This is a genomic window from Nocardioides sp. YIM 152588 (genome assembly GCF_040191335.1).
GTDB lineage: Bacteria > Actinomycetota > Actinomycetes > Propionibacteriales > Nocardioidaceae > Nocardioides.
This window is the reverse complement of record NZ_JBEGDJ010000027.1, coordinates 1-15,967: the sequence shown is the minus strand read 5'-3', so window position 1 is coordinate 15,967 and position 15,967 is coordinate 1. Positions and strand designations below refer to the sequence as shown.

17 protein-coding genes and 2 tRNA genes are annotated in these 15,967 nt (G+C 72.8%); 6 read left to right on the top strand and 13 right to left on the bottom strand.

The features are described 5' to 3' along the window. Positions 1–48: 48 nt before the first annotated feature. From ABLM29_RS13730 to ABLM29_RS13720, 3 genes are read right to left on the bottom strand one after another with little or no spacing between them, the layout of a single operon-like run. Complete coding sequence (locus tag ABLM29_RS13730; RefSeq protein WP_349714684.1) at positions 49–576, bottom strand: mycothiol transferase; 528 nt, start codon at positions 574–576, stop codon at positions 49–51. Further along, positions 573–2,042, bottom strand: coding sequence for an MFS transporter (locus ABLM29_RS13725; RefSeq protein ID WP_349714683.1), 1,470 nt, complete (start codon positions 2,040–2,042; stop codon positions 573–575). The genes ABLM29_RS13730 and ABLM29_RS13725 overlap by 4 nt, the downstream gene beginning before the upstream one ends. Continuing rightward, entirely contained in the window at positions 2,039–3,409 is a 1,371-nt protein-coding gene (locus ABLM29_RS13720) for a M20/M25/M40 family metallo-hydrolase (protein ID WP_349714682.1), read from the bottom strand. The genes ABLM29_RS13725 and ABLM29_RS13720 overlap by 4 nt, the downstream gene beginning before the upstream one ends. A gap of 199 nt (positions 3,410–3,608) precedes the next feature. Between ABLM29_RS13720 and ABLM29_RS13715 the strand changes: the two genes are divergently transcribed. The 4 genes from ABLM29_RS13715 to ABLM29_RS13700 all read left to right on the top strand — a co-directional run bounded on the left by ABLM29_RS13715 (position 3,609) and on the right by ABLM29_RS13700 (position 7,023). Then, positions 3,609–4,598 (top strand): ATP-binding cassette domain-containing protein, encoded by a 990-nt coding sequence (locus tag ABLM29_RS13715; protein ID WP_349714681.1) that lies wholly within the window; start codon positions 3,609–3,611, stop codon positions 4,596–4,598. Continuing rightward, the gene (locus ABLM29_RS13710; protein WP_349714680.1) at positions 4,595–5,407 is read left to right on the top strand and encodes an ABC transporter permease; all 813 of its coding nucleotides are present in this window, start codon (positions 4,595–4,597) and stop codon (positions 5,405–5,407) included. Before ABLM29_RS13715 ends, ABLM29_RS13710 begins: the two co-directional genes overlap by 4 nt. 202 nt (positions 5,408–5,609) lie before the next feature. Beyond that, positions 5,610–6,299, top strand: coding sequence for an arsenate reductase/protein-tyrosine-phosphatase family protein (locus ABLM29_RS13705; RefSeq protein ID WP_349714679.1), 690 nt, complete (start codon positions 5,610–5,612; stop codon positions 6,297–6,299). Between the two features lie 67 nt (positions 6,300–6,366). Next, positions 6,367–7,023 carry an arsenate reductase ArsC gene (locus tag ABLM29_RS13700; RefSeq protein WP_349714678.1) on the top strand — a complete coding sequence of 219 codons (657 nt, stop codon included), beginning with the start codon at positions 6,367–6,369 and terminating at the stop codon, positions 7,021–7,023. A 69-nt stretch (positions 7,024–7,092) separates the two neighbouring features. Here ABLM29_RS13700 and ABLM29_RS13695 read toward each other — a convergent pair whose 3' ends face one another. The 3 genes from ABLM29_RS13695 to ABLM29_RS13685 form a co-directional block, all read right to left on the bottom strand. Beyond that, the gene (locus ABLM29_RS13695) at positions 7,093–8,433 is read right to left on the bottom strand and encodes an NAD(P)-binding domain-containing protein (protein WP_349714677.1); all 1,341 of its coding nucleotides are present in this window, start codon (positions 8,431–8,433) and stop codon (positions 7,093–7,095) included. A gap of 109 nt (positions 8,434–8,542) precedes the next feature. Then, positions 8,543–9,643 (bottom strand): NAD(P)H-dependent amine dehydrogenase family protein, encoded by a 1,101-nt coding sequence (locus ABLM29_RS13690; protein ID WP_349714676.1) that lies wholly within the window; start codon positions 9,641–9,643, stop codon positions 8,543–8,545. A 26-nt stretch (positions 9,644–9,669) separates the two neighbouring features. Then, the gene (locus ABLM29_RS13685; protein ID WP_349714675.1) at positions 9,670–10,701 is read right to left on the bottom strand and encodes a Rieske 2Fe-2S domain-containing protein; all 1,032 of its coding nucleotides are present in this window, start codon (positions 10,699–10,701) and stop codon (positions 9,670–9,672) included. Positions 10,702–10,795: 94 nt separating this feature from the next. Between ABLM29_RS13685 and ABLM29_RS13680 the strand changes: the two genes are divergently transcribed. Further along, the gene (locus ABLM29_RS13680; RefSeq protein ID WP_349714674.1) at positions 10,796–11,425 is read left to right on the top strand and encodes a TetR/AcrR family transcriptional regulator; all 630 of its coding nucleotides are present in this window, start codon (positions 10,796–10,798) and stop codon (positions 11,423–11,425) included. Between the two features lie 7 nt (positions 11,426–11,432). On the opposite strand, the gene ABLM29_RS13675 is transcribed toward ABLM29_RS13680, so the two are convergent. The 3 genes from ABLM29_RS13675 to ABLM29_RS13665 all read right to left on the bottom strand — a co-directional run bounded on the left by ABLM29_RS13675 (position 11,433) and on the right by ABLM29_RS13665 (position 14,318). Continuing rightward, on the bottom strand, positions 11,433–12,239 hold the full coding sequence (locus ABLM29_RS13675) for a uracil-DNA glycosylase family protein (RefSeq protein ID WP_349714673.1): 807 nt from the start codon (positions 12,237–12,239) through the stop codon (positions 11,433–11,435). 38 nt (positions 12,240–12,277) lie between these two features. Next, the gene (locus ABLM29_RS13670; protein ID WP_349714672.1) at positions 12,278–13,768 is read right to left on the bottom strand and encodes an amidohydrolase family protein; all 1,491 of its coding nucleotides are present in this window, start codon (positions 13,766–13,768) and stop codon (positions 12,278–12,280) included. Between the two features lie 109 nt (positions 13,769–13,877). Then, a complete protein-coding gene (locus ABLM29_RS13665; protein ID WP_349714671.1) occupies positions 13,878–14,318 on the bottom strand; it encodes a nitroreductase family deazaflavin-dependent oxidoreductase in 441 nt (146 codons plus the stop codon). 154 nt (positions 14,319–14,472) lie between these two features. Between ABLM29_RS13665 and ABLM29_RS13660 the strand changes: the two genes are divergently transcribed. Then, positions 14,473–14,868, top strand: a complete 396-nt coding sequence (locus tag ABLM29_RS13660; RefSeq protein WP_349714670.1) for a hypothetical protein — start codon at positions 14,473–14,475, stop codon at positions 14,866–14,868. A gap of 53 nt (positions 14,869–14,921) precedes the next feature. On the opposite strand, the gene ABLM29_RS13655 is transcribed toward ABLM29_RS13660, so the two are convergent. The 4 genes from ABLM29_RS13655 to ABLM29_RS13640 all read right to left on the bottom strand — a co-directional run. Then, positions 14,922–14,997, bottom strand: a tRNA-Ala gene (locus ABLM29_RS13655). 35 nt (positions 14,998–15,032) lie between these two features. Then, on the bottom strand, positions 15,033–15,158 hold the full coding sequence (locus ABLM29_RS13650) for a DLW-39 family protein (RefSeq protein ID WP_349714669.1): 126 nt from the start codon (positions 15,156–15,158) through the stop codon (positions 15,033–15,035). A 48-nt stretch (positions 15,159–15,206) separates the two neighbouring features. Then, a tRNA-Ile gene (locus ABLM29_RS13645) sits at positions 15,207–15,280 on the bottom strand. 290 nt (positions 15,281–15,570) lie between these two features. Beyond that, positions 15,571–15,967, bottom strand: a 397-nt coding sequence (locus ABLM29_RS13640) for a DUF3566 domain-containing protein (RefSeq protein ID WP_349714668.1), incomplete at its 5' end; no start/stop codon positions are given.

Genomic DNA, 15,967 nt, shown 5'->3' with positions numbered 1-15,967 from the left:
TTTCCAGCGATTTCGGGGCCAATCTGGTTGTGACGACGCGACTTCAGGTCACCCCGATGCCGGAGTCCACCCCGTCAGCAGGCCCCGCACGAACGCCGCCTGGCCGACGTGCTGGGCGCAGTCGTTCGCCACGCTGACCAGCCGCACGCCGAGCGTCACCGGCGGGTCCCAGCGGGTGTCGACGACCCGGTCCAGGTCCGCGTCGGAGATCGTCCCCAGGTACGCGACGCTGCGCCGGTAGGTCGCCTCGTGGTAGTCGCCCAGCAGCGCCGCGGGGAAGCCCCGCACGGCGGTCACCTGCTCGGCGGTGTGGCCGTAGCCGAGGTCGGCGGCGTCCAGCGGCAGGCCGAACCGGTCGACGTACCCCTCGTCGACCCACACCTGCGAGGCACCGGCCACCCCGGCGACGTGGTCGTCCTGGACGCGGGTGAGGTGCCAGACCAGCCAGCCGATCGGGTTCGACCCGGCGCCGACGCGGGCGCTCAGCTGCGCCTCGTCGAGGCCGTCGAGCACGCCGGCCACGTCCTCCCGCACCCGGCCGAGCGCGTCGGCCAGCAGGGCGGCGGCGGGCGTCATACCGCCGACAGTACGTCGCTTCCGGCCTCGGCGGTACGGCGCGGCAGGAACGCCAGCGCGACGGCCGCGGCGTACGCGGAGACGGCGCAGACGGCCCAGACGGTCAGGTAGCCCGACAGCGGCGCGTGGCCCTCGCCGGCCGCGTCCAGCGACCCGGTGGCCGAGAGCGCGATCGCGAAGATCGCCGACGCGATGGCGCCGCCGACGGTCTTGATGCCGTTGGTCATGCCGGTCGCGAAGCCGGTGCGCTCGGGCGGCGCGGCCGCGGCGGCGACCGCCGGCAGGGCCGCGACCAGCGCGCCGGAGCCGACGCCGATGATCATCATGTTGACCAGCGCCTGGCCGGTGCTGCCGTGCAGCGGCAGCCACAGCGCGTAGCCGGTGCCGGCCAGCACCGCCGAGACCACGAGCGCGCCGCGCTCGCCGAACAGCCGCGAGGTGAGCGGCAGGCTGAACGCGCCGACGGCCATGAAGATGACGTAGACGCCGACCAGCGTGGAGACGAAGGCGGCGCTGGCGCCGAGTCCGTAGCCGACGGCGTCCGGGTCGGTGCGCGCGAAGGTGGAGAGCGGGATCTGGGCGCCGAGCACCGACATGCCGAACAGGAAGGCGCACAGCTGGACCTGCCACTGCCCACCCGAGGCGAGCAGCCGGACGTCGACCAGCGGCTCGGCGCAGGCGAGCTCGGCGCGGACGAAGACCACCATCGTCGCGGCGCCGGCGAGCAGCAGCAGCCACGGCAGCGGCGAGCCGGGGCCCTGGAGCCGGATCGCGATGAGGCCGGCCATGACCAGGCCGAGCCCGGCGGTCAGCAGCGCGAGGCCGCGCAGGTCCATCGCGGCCAGGGAGGCGCGGCCGGCGGCGGTGCCCGGGACGTCCTCGATGCCGAACCAGATGACCACGAAGCAGGCGGTGACGGCGATCGCCGGCAGCATCAGCAGGGTGGTCATCGAGACCGAGCCGACCAGCGCGCCGCTGGTCAGGGCGCCGACGATCACCGAGAGCTGCAGCGCGCCGACCAGGATCGCCGCGGAGCGCCGGGTGAGCTGGTGCTGGCGCGGGTTGCCGGCCGTCCGCCGGTAGACGATCGCGACCTCGAGCGGCAGCCAGACGACGTACGCGCCCTGGAGGGCGACGCCGACCAGGAAGGTGGTGAAGCCGGGGGCGAACGCCATCACCCAGGAGCCGATGGCGGTGGCGGCGGTCGCCCACAGCAGCACGGACTTGTGGCCGGCCAGGTCGCCGAGGCGCGCCAGCGGCGGCACCACCAGCGCGGAGACGATCAGCTGCGCGGCCTCGAACCAGTTGACGTCGGCGTCGCTGATCGAGAGGTGGTCGGCGATGTCGGAGAAGATCGGCGTGTAGTAGCCCTGCAGGATGCCGCTGGCGAACTCGACGAAGACGAGGAAGCCGACGATCGCGACCAGGCCGCGGGCCGGGGTCAGCGTGGGGGAGGTGACGCTCATGCGGGGTCCGTTCCTTCCGGCAGCGCGAGGATCAGGCGCCGGTACCAGTCGATGCCGTCCAGGAAGGCCTGGACGCCGAGGTGCTCGTCGAACGTGTGGATCGACTCGCGCTGCGCCTTGGACATCCGGAACGGGGTGAACCGGTAGACCCGCGGGCAGAGGGGCGTGAAGTAGCGGGCGTCGGTGGCCGCCATCATCACGTACGGCGCCGCGACGGCGTCCGGGAAGCAGTCGGTGATCATCCGCTCGATGAGCGCGAACGCCTCGTCGTCGTACGGCGAGACGGGGCTGGGCTCGTTCGCCTCGACCACGTCGACGCGGATGCTGTCGTCGTTGATGACCGTCTTCACGTGCGCGATCACGTCCGCGACGGAGTCGCCGACCATGATCCGGATGTTGACGCCGGCCTTGGCCGTGGAGGCGATCACGTTGAGCGCGGGCGAGCCCGACAGCGTGGTCAGCGCGAACGTGGTGCGGGCCATCGCCGCGGCCTCGGGGCCGGCGGCGAGCAGCGCGCGGGTGACCAGGGGGCGCAGCCGCTCGGCGTCGAGGACCCGGCGCAGCACCGGCCGCAGCGGGCGGACCGCCTTCGGGCTCATCCGGCGGAACAGCTCGAGGGTGACGTCGGTGAGCTGGGGGGCCATCGGCGCGGCGTCGAGCCGGGTGAGGGCGCGCGCGATGCGGACGGTCGGGGCGTTCTTCGCCGGGGTCGAGGCGTGGCCGCCGTCGCCGGTGGCGACCAGCTCCAGGGAGGTGACGCCCTTCTCGGTGACGCCGACGACGCCGACCGGGGCGGAGACACCGGGGAACGCCTCGGCGGCGATCGCGCCGCCCTCGTCGAGCACGAACCAGGGCCGCACGCCGCGGCGCTTCAGCTCCTCCACCGCCAGCGTCGCGGCGCTGCCGGAGACCTCCTCGTTGCAGCCGAAGGAGAGCCAGATGTCCTGCGCCGGGATGAAGTCGGCCTCGACCAGCGACTCGACGGCCTCGCAGATGGCGACCAGCGCGCCCTTGTCGTCGAGGGTGCCGCGGCCCCAGATCGCGCCGTCGTGGATCTCGGCGCCGAACGGCGGGAAGCGCCAGCCGGCCGCGTCGCCGACCGGGACGACGTCGAGGTGGGCCATCAGCACCACCGGCCGCGCGGCGGACTCGCCGGGCCAGCGGAAGAGCAGCCCGTGGGTGTCGATCCGGGTGAGCTCCAGGTGCTCGTGCAGGACCGGGAACTGCTCGAGCAGCGCGTCGACGAAGGCGTCGAACGCCGCTGTGTCGACGTTCGCGGGGTCGCGGTCGGAGACCGTCGGGATCCGGACGAGCGTCTGCAGCTTCTCCACGGCCCGGTCGCTGGGGGAGTCGACTCGCTGGGGCATGGCGGCACTCTAGGCAGTGACGGGTCTCACAGATCCCGGGACCCCGACGTCAGCGGGTTGAGGTGCGAGCGGAGCGAGCCGTCCCGGTGGTTGAGGTGCGAGCGGAGCGAGCCTCGAAACCACCGATGAGTCGGAGTGTCGGCGCCGGTCCCTAGTCTCGAAGTTCTTCGGGAGATCCACCAGCGAAGGCAGGCGAACGATGACGGCGACGATGATCAGCGCCCGCGGCTTGACGAAGCGGTACGGCGACGTGGAGGCCCTGCGCGGCCTCGACCTGGACGTGCCGCAGGGCCGGGTGTTGGCCCTGCTCGGCCCGAACGGGGCCGGGAAGACCACGGCGGTGCGCTGCCTGACCACGCTGCTGGTCCCCGACGCCGGCGAGGCGGAGGTGGCCGGCTTCGACGTGCGGCGCGAGCCGAACTCGGTGCGGGCCAACATCGGCCTCTCCGGGCAGTACGCCGCCGTCGACGAGCACCTGACCGGCTACGAGAACCTGGTGATGGTGGGCCGGCTCTACCACCTCGGGAAGGTCCGCGCCCGGCAGCGGGCCACCGAGCTGCTGGAGCGGTTCGACCTCGCCGACGCCGCGCACCGGCCGTCGAAGACCTACTCCGGCGGCATGCGCCGACGCCTGGACCTGGCGGGCGCGCTGGTCGCGGAGCCGCCGGTCCTGGTGCTCGACGAGCCGACCACCGGGCTGGACGTGCGCAGCCGCCAGCAGATGTGGGACGTGATCCGCGAGCTGGTCGCCGGCGGCGCGACGCTGCTGCTGACGACGCAGTACCTGGAGGAGGCGGACAAGCTGGCCGACGAGATCCTGGTCATCGACCACGGCCGCGAGATCGCCCGCGGCACCGCCGACGAGCTGAAGGCGCGCACCGGCGGGGAGCGGATCGAGGTGGTCCTGGCCGACGCCGAGGACCGCGACGCCGCCCGGGCGGTGCTGGCCGAGGTGGCGGCGGGCGACGTGGTCGTCGGGGACAACGGCCGCGAGCTGACCGCCGCGGTCCGCGGCTCCGGCACCGGCGACCTGCTGCGGGTGCTGCACGGCTTCGAGGAGCGCACCGTGACGGTGCTCGACGTCGGCCTGCGCCGACCGACGATGGACGACGTCTTCCTGTCGTTGACCGGCCACGCGGCCGAGGAGACGTCCGGCGAGGACCGCGAGGCCGCGGAGGTGTCCCGATGAGCGCCACGCAGGCGACCGCGCAGGCCCTCGCCGACGGCTGGGTGGTCGCGCAGCGCAACCTGATCAAGATCAAGCGGGTGCCGGAGATCCTGGTCTTCGTCCTGATCAGCCCGATCATGTTCGTGCTGCTCTTCGCCTACGTCTTCGGCGGGGCGATCAACCCCGGCGGCGCGGTCAACTACAAGGAGTGGCTGATCGCGGGCATCTTCGCCCAGACGGTCGTCTTCGGCGCCACCTTCACCGGCGCGGGGCTGGCCGAGGACATGCAGAAGGGGATCATCGACCGGTTCCGCTCGCTGCCGATGTCGCACTCCGCGGTCCTGGTCGGCCGCACCACGTCCGACGTCGTCTACAACGTGCTCTCCCTGGCGATCATGGCGTTGACGGGCCTGCTGGTCGGCTGGCGGATCCGGGAGGGCGCGATGCACGCGCTGATCGGCTTCGCGCTGCTGCTGCTCTTCGCCTACGCGATCAGCTGGGTGATGGCCTATGTCGGCCTGCTGGTGCCCAGCGTCGACGTCATCAACAACGCCTCGTTCATCGTGATCATGCCGCTGACGTTCGTCTCCAACGCGTTCGTGCCGACCTCGTCCTTCAGCGGCGTGCTGCAGACGATCGTGGAGTGGAACCCCGTCTCGGCGCTGACCCAGGCGTCGCGCGAGCAGTTCGGCAACACGGGCGGCGTGCCGCCGTCCGACGTGTGGCCGATGCAGCACCCCGAGGCCTACGTGCTGATCTGGGTGGTGCTGATCCTGGTCGCGTTCGTCCCGCTCTCGGTCCGGCAGTACCGGCGCACCACCGCCCGCTGACGCCGAACCGGGGCTCCGGGCACGCCGAACCGGGGCTCAGGGCACGCCCAACCGGGGCTCGGGGCACGCCGAACCGGGGCTCGGGGCGGGTGCGAGCGCACGGTCGTGTGCCTGAGAACCCGGAATCCGGGTGCCTCAGGCACACGACCCGATCCCGCGCCGGCCCTTGCGCTCGGCCGATCAGTCAGCGACTATTGAGTCAATGAACACTGAGTGGAACGACACGGCGGAACGGCGGGCGGCGGTGCACGGCGCGCTCGCGGATCCCACGCGGGTGCGGGTCGTCGACCTGCTGACCGTCGGCGACGCCGCGGCCTCGGAGCTCTCCGCCCGGCTCGGTACGCCGTCCAACCTGCTCGCCCACCACCTCGGGATCCTCGCCGGGGCCGGCGTGATCGAGCGCCGGCGCTCCGAGGGGGACGGCCGCCGCGCGTACTGGCGGCTGGTCCCCGACGCGTTCGCCGCGCTCGCCGCACCGGCTCGGATCGCGCCGGCGCGGGTGGTCTTCGTCTGCACCGGCAACAGCGCCCGCTCGCCGCTGGCCGCCGCGCTGTGGCGGGAGGCCAGCCCGATCCCGGCCACCTCGGCGGGCACCCACCCGGCGCCCCGGCTCGACCCGGGCACCGTCGACGCCGCGCGCCGCCACGGCCTCGACCTGGCCGGCGCCACCCCGCGCCCGCTCGCCGAGGTGATCGGCGAGGCGGCGGGCGAGCACGACCTGGTGGTGACGGTCTGCGACCGGGCCCACGAGGAGCTCGGCTCGACCCCGGCGGTGCACTGGTCCGTCCCCGACCCGGTCCCCGCGGGGACCCGCGACTCCTTCGACCGCGCCTACGACGAGCTCGCCACGCGGGTTCGCCTGCTCACGCCGCTGCTGCACGCGGCGTCCTGACCGCACCCGGCCCGCACCCCACCCCGACGCCGGGCGGCAACCGCACCCCATCCCAGGAGGCTCGACGATGAGCACGCACACCGACCACGACGGCATCACCCTCGACCAGCAGGTCGCCCTGCGGATGGCCGCGACCCGCCTCGCGACCGAGTACGAGGGCAGGTTCAACCAGCAGACGATCGAGCGGTTCCTCCACGAGTCGTACGACCAGTTCGCCGGGAAGGCGACCACCCTCAACTTCGTCCCGCTGCTGGCCGAGCGGTTCGCCCGGCAGCGGCTGCACGCGATGGCACGGATCGAGGGGCACGAGACCGACGGCCGCCCGGTGGTCCTCTTCCTCTGCGTGCACAACGCGGGGCGCTCGCAGATGGCCCTCGGGTTCCTGCAGCACTACGCGGGCGACGCCGCGATCGGCTGGTCCGGCGGCTCCGAGCCCGGGGACCGGGTCAACGAGGCGGCGGTCGCGGCGATGGCCGAGAGGGAGATCGACATCGCCCAGGAGTACCCGAAGCCCTGGACCGACGAGGTCGTCCGCGCCGCGGACGTCGTGGTCACCATGGGCTGCGGCGACGCCTGCCCGTACTTCCCCGGGAAGCGCTACGAGGACTGGGCGCTCGACGACCCGGCCGGGCTCGAGGTCGACGACGTGCGGCCGATCCGGGACGAGGTCGAGCGGCGCGTGCTCGCGCTCCTCGACGACCTCGGGGTGGCCGCCCGGCGCTGACGGCGCGAGTCGGCAGAAAGTCTCTGCCGACTCGCGCCTCGGGGCGTGAGCTTCTGCCGGCTCGCGGCCTCAGGCGTTGAGCGGCGCGCGGCCGATGGACGACCCGATGGTCAGCACCTCGGGCGCCGGCGCGCAGCAGCCGCCACCGGCACCGTCGGGGTCGTCGTAGAGCCCGGCGCCGCCACAGACCCCGGTGTCGGGCAGCTGCAGCTCCACGCGCGCGGCGGCCTCGTGGTCGCCCGCCAGCGCGGCCACGACGCTGCGGACCTGCTCGTAGCCGGTGAGCGCCAGGAACGTCGGCGCCCGCCCGTAGGACTTCATGCCGACCAGGTACAGGTCGGGCTCGGGCTGCGCGAGGTCCGCGGCACCCGTCGCCTGCACCGATCCGCAGGAGTGGACGTTGGGGTCGACCTCGGCGGCCACGCGGCGCGGCGCCTCCAGCGTCGGGTCGAGGTCCAGCCGCAGCTCGGAGAGGAAGGAGAGGTCCGGGCGGAAGCCGGTCAGCACGACGACGGTGTCGGCGAGCGGGAGGGTGCGGCCGTCCTCGCCGACCAGCACCGCCCGCGCTCCCGCCCCGGAGCCCTCGCGGCGGATCTCGGCGGTCCGGAAGCCGGTGACCAGGTCGACCGCGCCGGAGTCGACCGCGGCCCGGGCCCGCTGGCCCAGCGCGCCACGCTCGGGCAGCTGGTCCGCGGCGCCACCGCCGAACGTGTCGGCGCCGACCGCACGACGGATCGCCCAGGTGATCCGGGTGCCCGGGTGGTCCGCGGCGATCCGGACCAGCTCGTGGACGGCGTTGAAGGCGGAGTCGCCGGCCCCGACCACGACGGTGTGCCTGCCGGCGTACCGCTCCGGGTGGGCGCGGTCGGGCACCTGGTAGGCGATCAGGTCGGCCGCGGCGCGCTCGCCGAGGGCGGGGATGCCGTCGGCGCCGGCGGGGCTCGGCCCGCGCCACGTGCCGGACGCGTCGATCACCGCGCGCGCCTCGACCCGCTCCTCCCGGCCGTCGGCGCTGATCAGGTGGACGGTGAACGGCTGCGCCGCGCGGTCGGCGTCGACCAGCCGGTCGCGGCCCTTGCGGGAGACCCCGGTGACCCGGGCGTCGTACCGGACCCGGTCACCGAGGACCGCGGCCAGCGGGGCCAGGTAGCGCTCGATCCACTCCGCCCCGGTGGGGTAGCCCTCGGTCGGCGCGATCCACCCCGTCGGCTCCAGCAGTCGTACCGAGGCGGCGTCAACCAGCTCGGGCCAGGCGGAGAAGAGCCGCACGTGGCCCCACTCCGCGATCGCCGACGCGGGGCCGGACCCCGACTCGAGGACCAGCGGCTCCAGGCCGCGCTCCAGCAGGTGGGCGGCGGCCGCCAGCCCCTGCGGGCCGGCACCGATCACCACGACGGGCAGTACGGACATCACGACTCCTTACATCGACGGCTGTCGATATAGAGGATGCGCCGGATATCGACGAATGTCAATGTAAGCGCCGCGTCGGCAGCGAGCTTCTGCCGACGCGGCACCGGAATCAGGCCTTGAACCGCCCGGCGAACCCGCGCAGCGGGACGTCCGCGCTGGTCAGCACGCCCGGGGGAGCGGCCACCACGGACCGGATCGAGTTCAGCGCCGGGAGCCCGGTCACGGTCATCCCGATCGAGGCGAAGCTCTCCGGGTCGGAGAGGTCGACGCCGGGCTTCGGGAAGATCATGTGCTTGTTGTAGACGTAGGGGTCGCCCTTGATCTGGGTGATGTAGCAGCCCTTGATGTCCCACGACGGCGACGTGTGCGGCGTCATCTGCCACTCGATGTGGGTCTCCACCAGCGGTACGCCGGCCCGCTTGCCGACGTACTTGACGTAGCTGCCGCCCAGCGAGCCGGCCGGCAGCCGGTACCAACCCAGGTCGACGTCCTTGGTGCACGCGCCGAGCTCGTACTCGAACGCCACCTCGTCGAGCTCGACGCCGAAGCAGTCGGCCATCATCCACACGGAGTCGGCGAAGACCTCGGTGTAGGTGCGCAGCATCCCGGGCAGCTCGGGGTCGTCGACCGGACGGCCGTAGCCGACCTCCCGCCACGTCGCGGCCGAGTGGTGGCAGGAGACGTCGACGGACTCGATGCAGGTGACGTTCTCGATCTCGCTGACGTCGGCGGAGGCCGCGACGGCGAGGATCTGGTTGAGCCCCGGGTTCATCCCGGTGCCGTAGAACGTGGCGCCGCCGCGCCTCGCCGCCTCGTCGAGGATCTCGGTCCACGGCCGGCCGGAGGGGTGCGGGTGGTTGGCGTTGCGGTGGTGGCCGGTGATCCAGTCGGCGGTGGTGACGATGTCGATCCCCGCCTCCAGCACCCGCAGGTAGAGCTCCTCGTCGGGGAAGACGCCGTGGAAGGTGACCACGTCCGGCGCGGCCGCCAGGATCTCGTCGACGCTGCCGGTGGCCGCGACCCCGATCGGACCGATCCCGGCGAGCTCGCCGACGTCGCGTCCCACCTTGTCCGGGGTGTAGCAGTGGACGCCGACCAGCTCGAGGTCCGGGTGGGGGCCGATGCGGCGGATCATCTCGGTGCCGACGTTGCCGGTGGCGACCTGGAAGACCCTGATCGGTCGGTCGGTCGGGCGATCAGTGGTACTCATGGCGGTGCCTTTCACTGGTGGGCTGCTCACTGGCGGGCGGCCTGGGTGTGCTCGATCCGGTCCTCGGGCGGGTAGAACTGCTGGGCCCACCTCCGCAGCGCCGTGAATCCGGCGTACTCGCCGCGCGCCAGGGCGGCGGGGTCGGCGTACTTCTGGTGGGACCAGATGACGATGTCGGCCTGGAACTGCTCGATCACGCCGCGCGCGTGCTTGATGGCGCGGGCCCGCGAGGTCTCCTCGTCGAGGCTCGGGTCGCGTCCGATCCAGACCGAGAACCGGACGTCGCAGGTGCGGTCGTCGACGGGCGTGACCGCGGTGGCGGTGCGGTTGTCGATCATCCCGTGGCTCTTGGTGACGGCCAGCCCGAGCCCGCAGTTGATCGCCTCGACCCAGCTGTCGACCTCCTCGATGCTCCCTGGCTCGCCCTCGAACGCGATGGTGAAGTCGACGTACGAGATCGGCTCCTCGAACTCCTGGCGGGTGAAGAGCGGGATGATCGGCACCTTGTGCACGTACTTGAAGTGCGCGAAGTCGACGCCGTTCTCCAGGACGTACTGCGGGTGCAGCTCCAGGCCGGGGTCGAACAGGATCTGGTCGGGGTGGCTGCGGTGGTAGTCGTCGGCCGTGCGGCCGTCGTCCCAGGCGCCGAAGACGTCCGGTACGTCGAAGTACGGCGCCCGCCGCTCCACGTCGTGCCAGAGGTAGACGGCCTCGTTCCGCTCCGTCACCGGGTAGGTGCGGATCTTCTTGCCGATGTTGGGGCGGTCCTCGTAGGGGATGCAGACGTTGCGGCCGGCGCTGTTCCACCGCCACCCGTGGAACGGGCACTGGATGTCGTCGCCGACGACGGTGCCGCCGTGGCCGAGGTGGGCGCCGAGGTGCTCGCAGTAGGCGTCCATCACGGTCACCTCGCCGGAGTGGCCGCGCCACGCGACCAGGTCACGGCCGAAGTAGGTCATCCGGTGCACGGCACCGGGCGGCACCTCGGCGGACCACGCGACCTGGAACCACCCGGTCGGTCGCATGCTGAGCGGCGGCTTCGCCATCGGTACCCCCATGGACAGAACAATCGGTCTGTGGTGCAGAATGATGGTTCTGGACACTAGTCTGAGCCCGCGGTCGGCGCAATGGTCGGGACCCCGAGGAGGTCTGATGGTGAGCGATCCGGGCGTGCGCCCGATCGACGACGTACGGCGCTCGATGTACCGCGCCCAGATCCTCGGCGCCGCGGAGTCGGAGTTCAGCCGCACGGGGTTCGCCGGCACCAAGGTGACCGCGATCGCGAAGGCGGCCGACCTCTCGCTCGCCACCGTCTACAAGCACTTCTCCGGCAAGGAGGAGATCTGGGACGCACTGCACGCCGACCGGATGGCCGAGCTGCTCGCCGAGGTCGAGGAGGCCGGCGCCACCACGGCCTCGCCCCTGGCCCGGATCATGGCCGGCATCGGCGCCGTGGCCCGCTACCTCGCGCGGCACGACGCCTACCTCGACATGAGCCTGTGGGCGGGCGCCGGCTGGGCGAGCAGCCGCCCGGCGGCGTACGGCGTCCAGCGGACCGTGTGGAGCGCGGGTCAGGAGACGCTGGTCGCGGGAATGCGCAGCGCCCTCGACGCCGGCGAGGTCCGCGGGCTCGAGCCGCGGGTCGCCGCGGGGCTGGTCATCGCGAGCCTGCAGGTGTGGCTGGCCGAGTGGGTCGCGGGCGGGCGGCACGAGGACGCCGAGGAGCTGGTCGCCGCGATGCTGCGGCGCGTGGAGTGGATGCTCGTCGGGCCGGACGAGTGAGCCGCCCTCAGCCCTGCGGCGCCTGCCACACCATGGCGTGGTCGGCGTCGTCCGTCGACCGCTTGATCGGGTTGTGGTGGCGCGGGGTCGAGGTGCGGCCCCAGCGGTCGTCCCCGATCCAGACCGGTACGCCGTAGGGCAGGTCGCCCGGCGGGATCCGGGCGTAGTCCTCCTCGGCGAGCTCGGCGCCGTAGTTGGGGCCGGTGGCGTCGCCGTCCGGGTCCGGGGCGACCACCGCGCGGAGCGTCGTGACCGCCTCGGCCCACCGCGCGGCCAGCTCGGCGGCGTCGTGGGAGGAGGGGTGGGGGATCTCCACGACCGGAACGTCCGGCGCCCTCTCCCACAGCGCCAGCGCCGCCTGGGCGTTCTGCCCGAAGGCGACGATCGCCTCCAGCCGCGAGTCGGTGACCAGGTCGTAGAAGCGGTTGCGCCAGGCGAGCTGGTCCGGCTCCTCCAACAGCTTGCGCGCCTTGCTGGAGTCGCTCGGGTGGACCGCCCACGGGAAGGCGTTGACGAGCGCGTAGGTGCTGGTCAGGCCGATCTTGGCGAGGAACCCCTGGACCCGCTGGCCGGCGTCGCCGACCAGCGTGCGGCCGACCAGGCGCTCGGTCGGCCCGGGGTCGGAGGCGATGCCGAGGACGCGGGCGGTCCCGTTGAGCCGGCCGCGGTAGAAGACCGGGCCCCAGTCGTACCAGAAGAGCTCACGGTGCTCGGCCGCGATCGGCGGCAGCGCCGCGAAGTGGCGCGCGATCGCGATCGGCGGTCCCTTGTCCCACGCCGGGACGGGCGGCCCTCCGGGGTCGAAGTCGAGCATCGTCGCTCCTTCCGCTGATCCTCGTGGGCCGACAGCCGCTAGGCGAAGATCGGGCCGACGGCGGGGTAGCGCGCGATCAGCTGCGCCCGCATCTCCGCCAGCCGCCGCGGCGGCCCGGTCGGCGGCCCCTCCTCCGGCGACCCGAACCGGGTGTCGAGCAGCAGGTGCCGGCCCCACGCCCTCACCTGCTCGTACTGGGTGGCCCCCTCGGCACCGGTCAGCTCCGCGACCCAGTCGGGGCGGCCGTAGATCACGTCGCCGCCGATCATCACCAGGTCCACCCACGACGGGTACGCCGCCACCACGCTCTCGTACGGGTCGTCGCGTCGCTTCTGGATGACCGTCAGGTCCGCGGTGCGGCCGACGTCGAGGGTGCCGATCTGGTCGCCGAGCGCGGCGATCTCGGCGGCGCCGCTGGTGATCATCCGGACCAGGTCCGGCGGCTCGAGGTCGAGGCCGGGCGTCTGGGCGACCACCTCGGCGGCGATCTTGAGCTCGTGCAGGAGGCTGGGGCTGCCCGACGGCATCCAGTCGGCCCCCAGCGCCACCGGCAACCCGGCGGCCAGCGCGGCCGCGACGTCGGTCGTCTCGTCGTACAGGCGGAGGTTGGACTGGGGAGACCAGACGAGGCTGCCGCCCTTGTCGGCGAGCTGGTCGAAGTGGTCGCGGGTGAGCGCGGTGCCGTGGATCATCACCGTCGCGCTGCTGAACAGCGGGGAGGCGGCGAACCGCTCGAACTCGCGGACCGACGCCTCGTTGGTCTTCTGGCCCTCGGCGAGGTGCACGTAGTGCGCCTTGACGGTCTTGGTGTCGAAGATCCCCTTGCGGATCGACTCGATGTCGTCGTCGCGCAGCCGGTCGAAGTCGACGGTGCTGCGGGCGACCTGGGTGCCGAAGATGAGGAGGTCGACGTTGCGGACCAGCGCCTCCGCCTTGTTGGGGTAGTCCTTGGACGCGCCCTGGATGGCGGTCACCCCGCCGACGGCGGCGCGCACCTCGGCGTACCGGGTCATCGCCTTCTTCACCGACTCCTCGGCGCCGCCGGAGGTGAGCCGGCTCCACGGCTCCCTGACGAGCGCGGCGTACTCGTCGCTGTTGCGCCACTGGCCGCGGTTGATGAACGTCTTGGGCGGCTCCCACGGGGCGAAGACGTTGTACTCGGGGTGGCCGTGCAGGTCGATCAGGCCGGGCACGATGACGCCGCCGGTGGTGATCGCGTGCTCGACGTGGCGGGGCTTGGTCGACTCGATCGCGGCGATCCGGTCACCCTCGACCGTGATCCAGCCGCGGGCCAGGCTGCCGTCGCTGCGCAGGATCGAGCCGCCGAGGGCGACGGGCTCGCCGAGCGTGGGCAGGGCCCGCATCGGCTCGGGGGCCGGGGGCTGGGGCGTCGGAGGCTGGGTCGGCCGGCTGCCGGCGCCCCGGTCCTCGCGACTCCGCGGGCCGGCGGTGCCACCGCGTTCGGTACGGCGGGGGCGTGGCAGCGTGTCGGGCACGCCGACCGAGTAGGCCTCGTCGAATGCGTCCACTGCACACCCCTCGCGAGCGCGGGATTGCCGGGGAGCGCGGCGGCTGTCTGCCGTCCAGCATGCGCCTGCCGGGCCGACCGGTGCAATCGGGTTGCGGCCGACCGGTGCGTCAGGCGCGGCGCAGGGCGAGCACCGGGATGGTGCGGATGCCGGCGGTCTTCTCGGCGTACTCGCCGAACCCGGGGTAGTCGGTCGCCTGGGCGGCGTAGACGGCGTCGCGCTCGTCCCCGGCCAGCTCGTGGACGGTGACGTCGTAGGTGTCGACGCCACCGGCGGGGTGGCCGCGCTCGATCGACGCGCGGCCGGCGGCGACGAGGTTGTGGTACCAGTCCGGGTGCTTCGGGGCGCCGGCCGCCGACGCGAAGACGTAGATGACGTCCGGGTCGTCGGCGGGCCGGTACATCATCGGGTTGGTCCGTGGCTCCCCGCTCCTCCGGCCCACGTGGTGCACCACCACCATCGGCGCACCCTCGAACGGGCCACCGACCTTCCCGTCGTTGCTGCGGAACTCCTCGACGATCCGGGCGTTGAAGTCCGTCACCTCGGCCATGGGTCAGCTCCTTCGAGTCGGGTTCACGCCCAGTCTGGCGCGCGTCACCAATACCGAGGATCTCCGCGGCACGACCCCCTGGTGGTCTGGTCCGGTACGCCAACCTCGTGTCCCTGTCCGGCGACCGAACGAGACCGAACGAGGAGGGGTGGAGATGGAGACCGTGCTGCTCCTGCTGTGCGTCGGCCTCGTCATCGCCTCCCTGGTGAGCCTCACCGGCTCCGGTGCGGGGACCGCGGCGCTCGCCGACGAGCCCGCCCCGGCCTCCCCCCTCACCTACGAGGGTCTCGTCTCGCCGCGGCGCTCCGCCCCCGGTGCGGCCCGTCCCGCCGGCGCTGCCCCCCTGCCCGGTCCGGTCTGGCACAGCCCCCCGCCGTCGTACGCCGCCCGCGGGTGGCAGACCGTGGCGACGCGGAAGACGATGATGCAGCGGCACGACGAGGTGACCGTCACGCAGGTGAGCGTCCTGCGGCGGGAGCTGGAGCTGCAGCGGGCGCACGGGGAGGGCGACCCCGAGACGGGCACCGACCTCGCTCGCTGGGTCGGCTGACGGCCCATCCGCCGGGAACGACAGAAGCCGCAGGCGATGCCCGCGGCTTCATCTGGTGGAGCCTAGGGGACTCGAACCCCTAACCCCCTGCTTGCAAAGCAGGTGCGCTACCAATTGCGCCAAGGCCCCGTGGCTGGCACCGAGGTGCCCCGGGAGGTGGAGTGTCAGGACTCCGGGAGCTTGTCGGTGGCCTCGGCCCAGAGGGCCTTCTCGGCCTTGCTCTCCTGGAGCTTCTTGCCCGCGACCAGCGCGGCAGCGGCGGCGAGTGCGACGAGCACGAGCTTCTTCACGCTGTGACCTCCGTGTGCGGTGCGGGTCGGTCACCAGACCGTTTCCGGTGGGCCTAACAGGACTTGAACCTGTGACCTCTTCCTTATCAGGGAAGCGCTCTAACCGTCTGAGCTATAGGCCCGGGTGGCAAGGAGATCTGGGTGGAAGCCCCGTCTCCCCAAGCCGAGAGGGAACATTACCTGAGCGCTCGGGCGGGGCGAAATCGGCGACCGCCCGCGGGGATCGGATGGTCGAGGCGCGGCCAGGCGGTCGTGTGCCCGAAGACCCGGCATAGGCGGGCCTCAGGCACACGACCGCGCCCAGACCGCCCCCCAGCGCAGTCCGCAGCCACGCTCCCGACCACCAACGAGCAACCGGCGCCGACCCCACGGGGGTCGACGCCGGCAGAGGCTCAGGCGAAGGGGACCAGGCTCACTGGTCCTCGGCCAGGGTGACCTCGACGCCGCCGAGCAGCGCCGCGGACATGTTGTAGAGGAACGCGGAGAGCGTCGCCGCCGCGGTCAGCAGGACCACGTCGATGGCCGCCACCAACATGGTGAAGCCGAGGATCCGGGAGGTACCGAGGAAGTCCTCGATGTTGAACCCGGCGACGTCCTCGCCGCCGATGCTCTCCTGCACCGTGGTGTTGATCGAGTCCCACACGCCGGCGGCGCCGAGGACCTGCCACACCATGGCCACCGACACGACGGTGACGATGGCGAAGGCGATCGAGAGCAGGAACGACGTCTTCATCACCGACCAGGGGTCGACGCGGGTGAGCCGCAGCCGGGCACGGCGCGGGCCGCGGGGCCGCGCGGCGGCGGCCAGC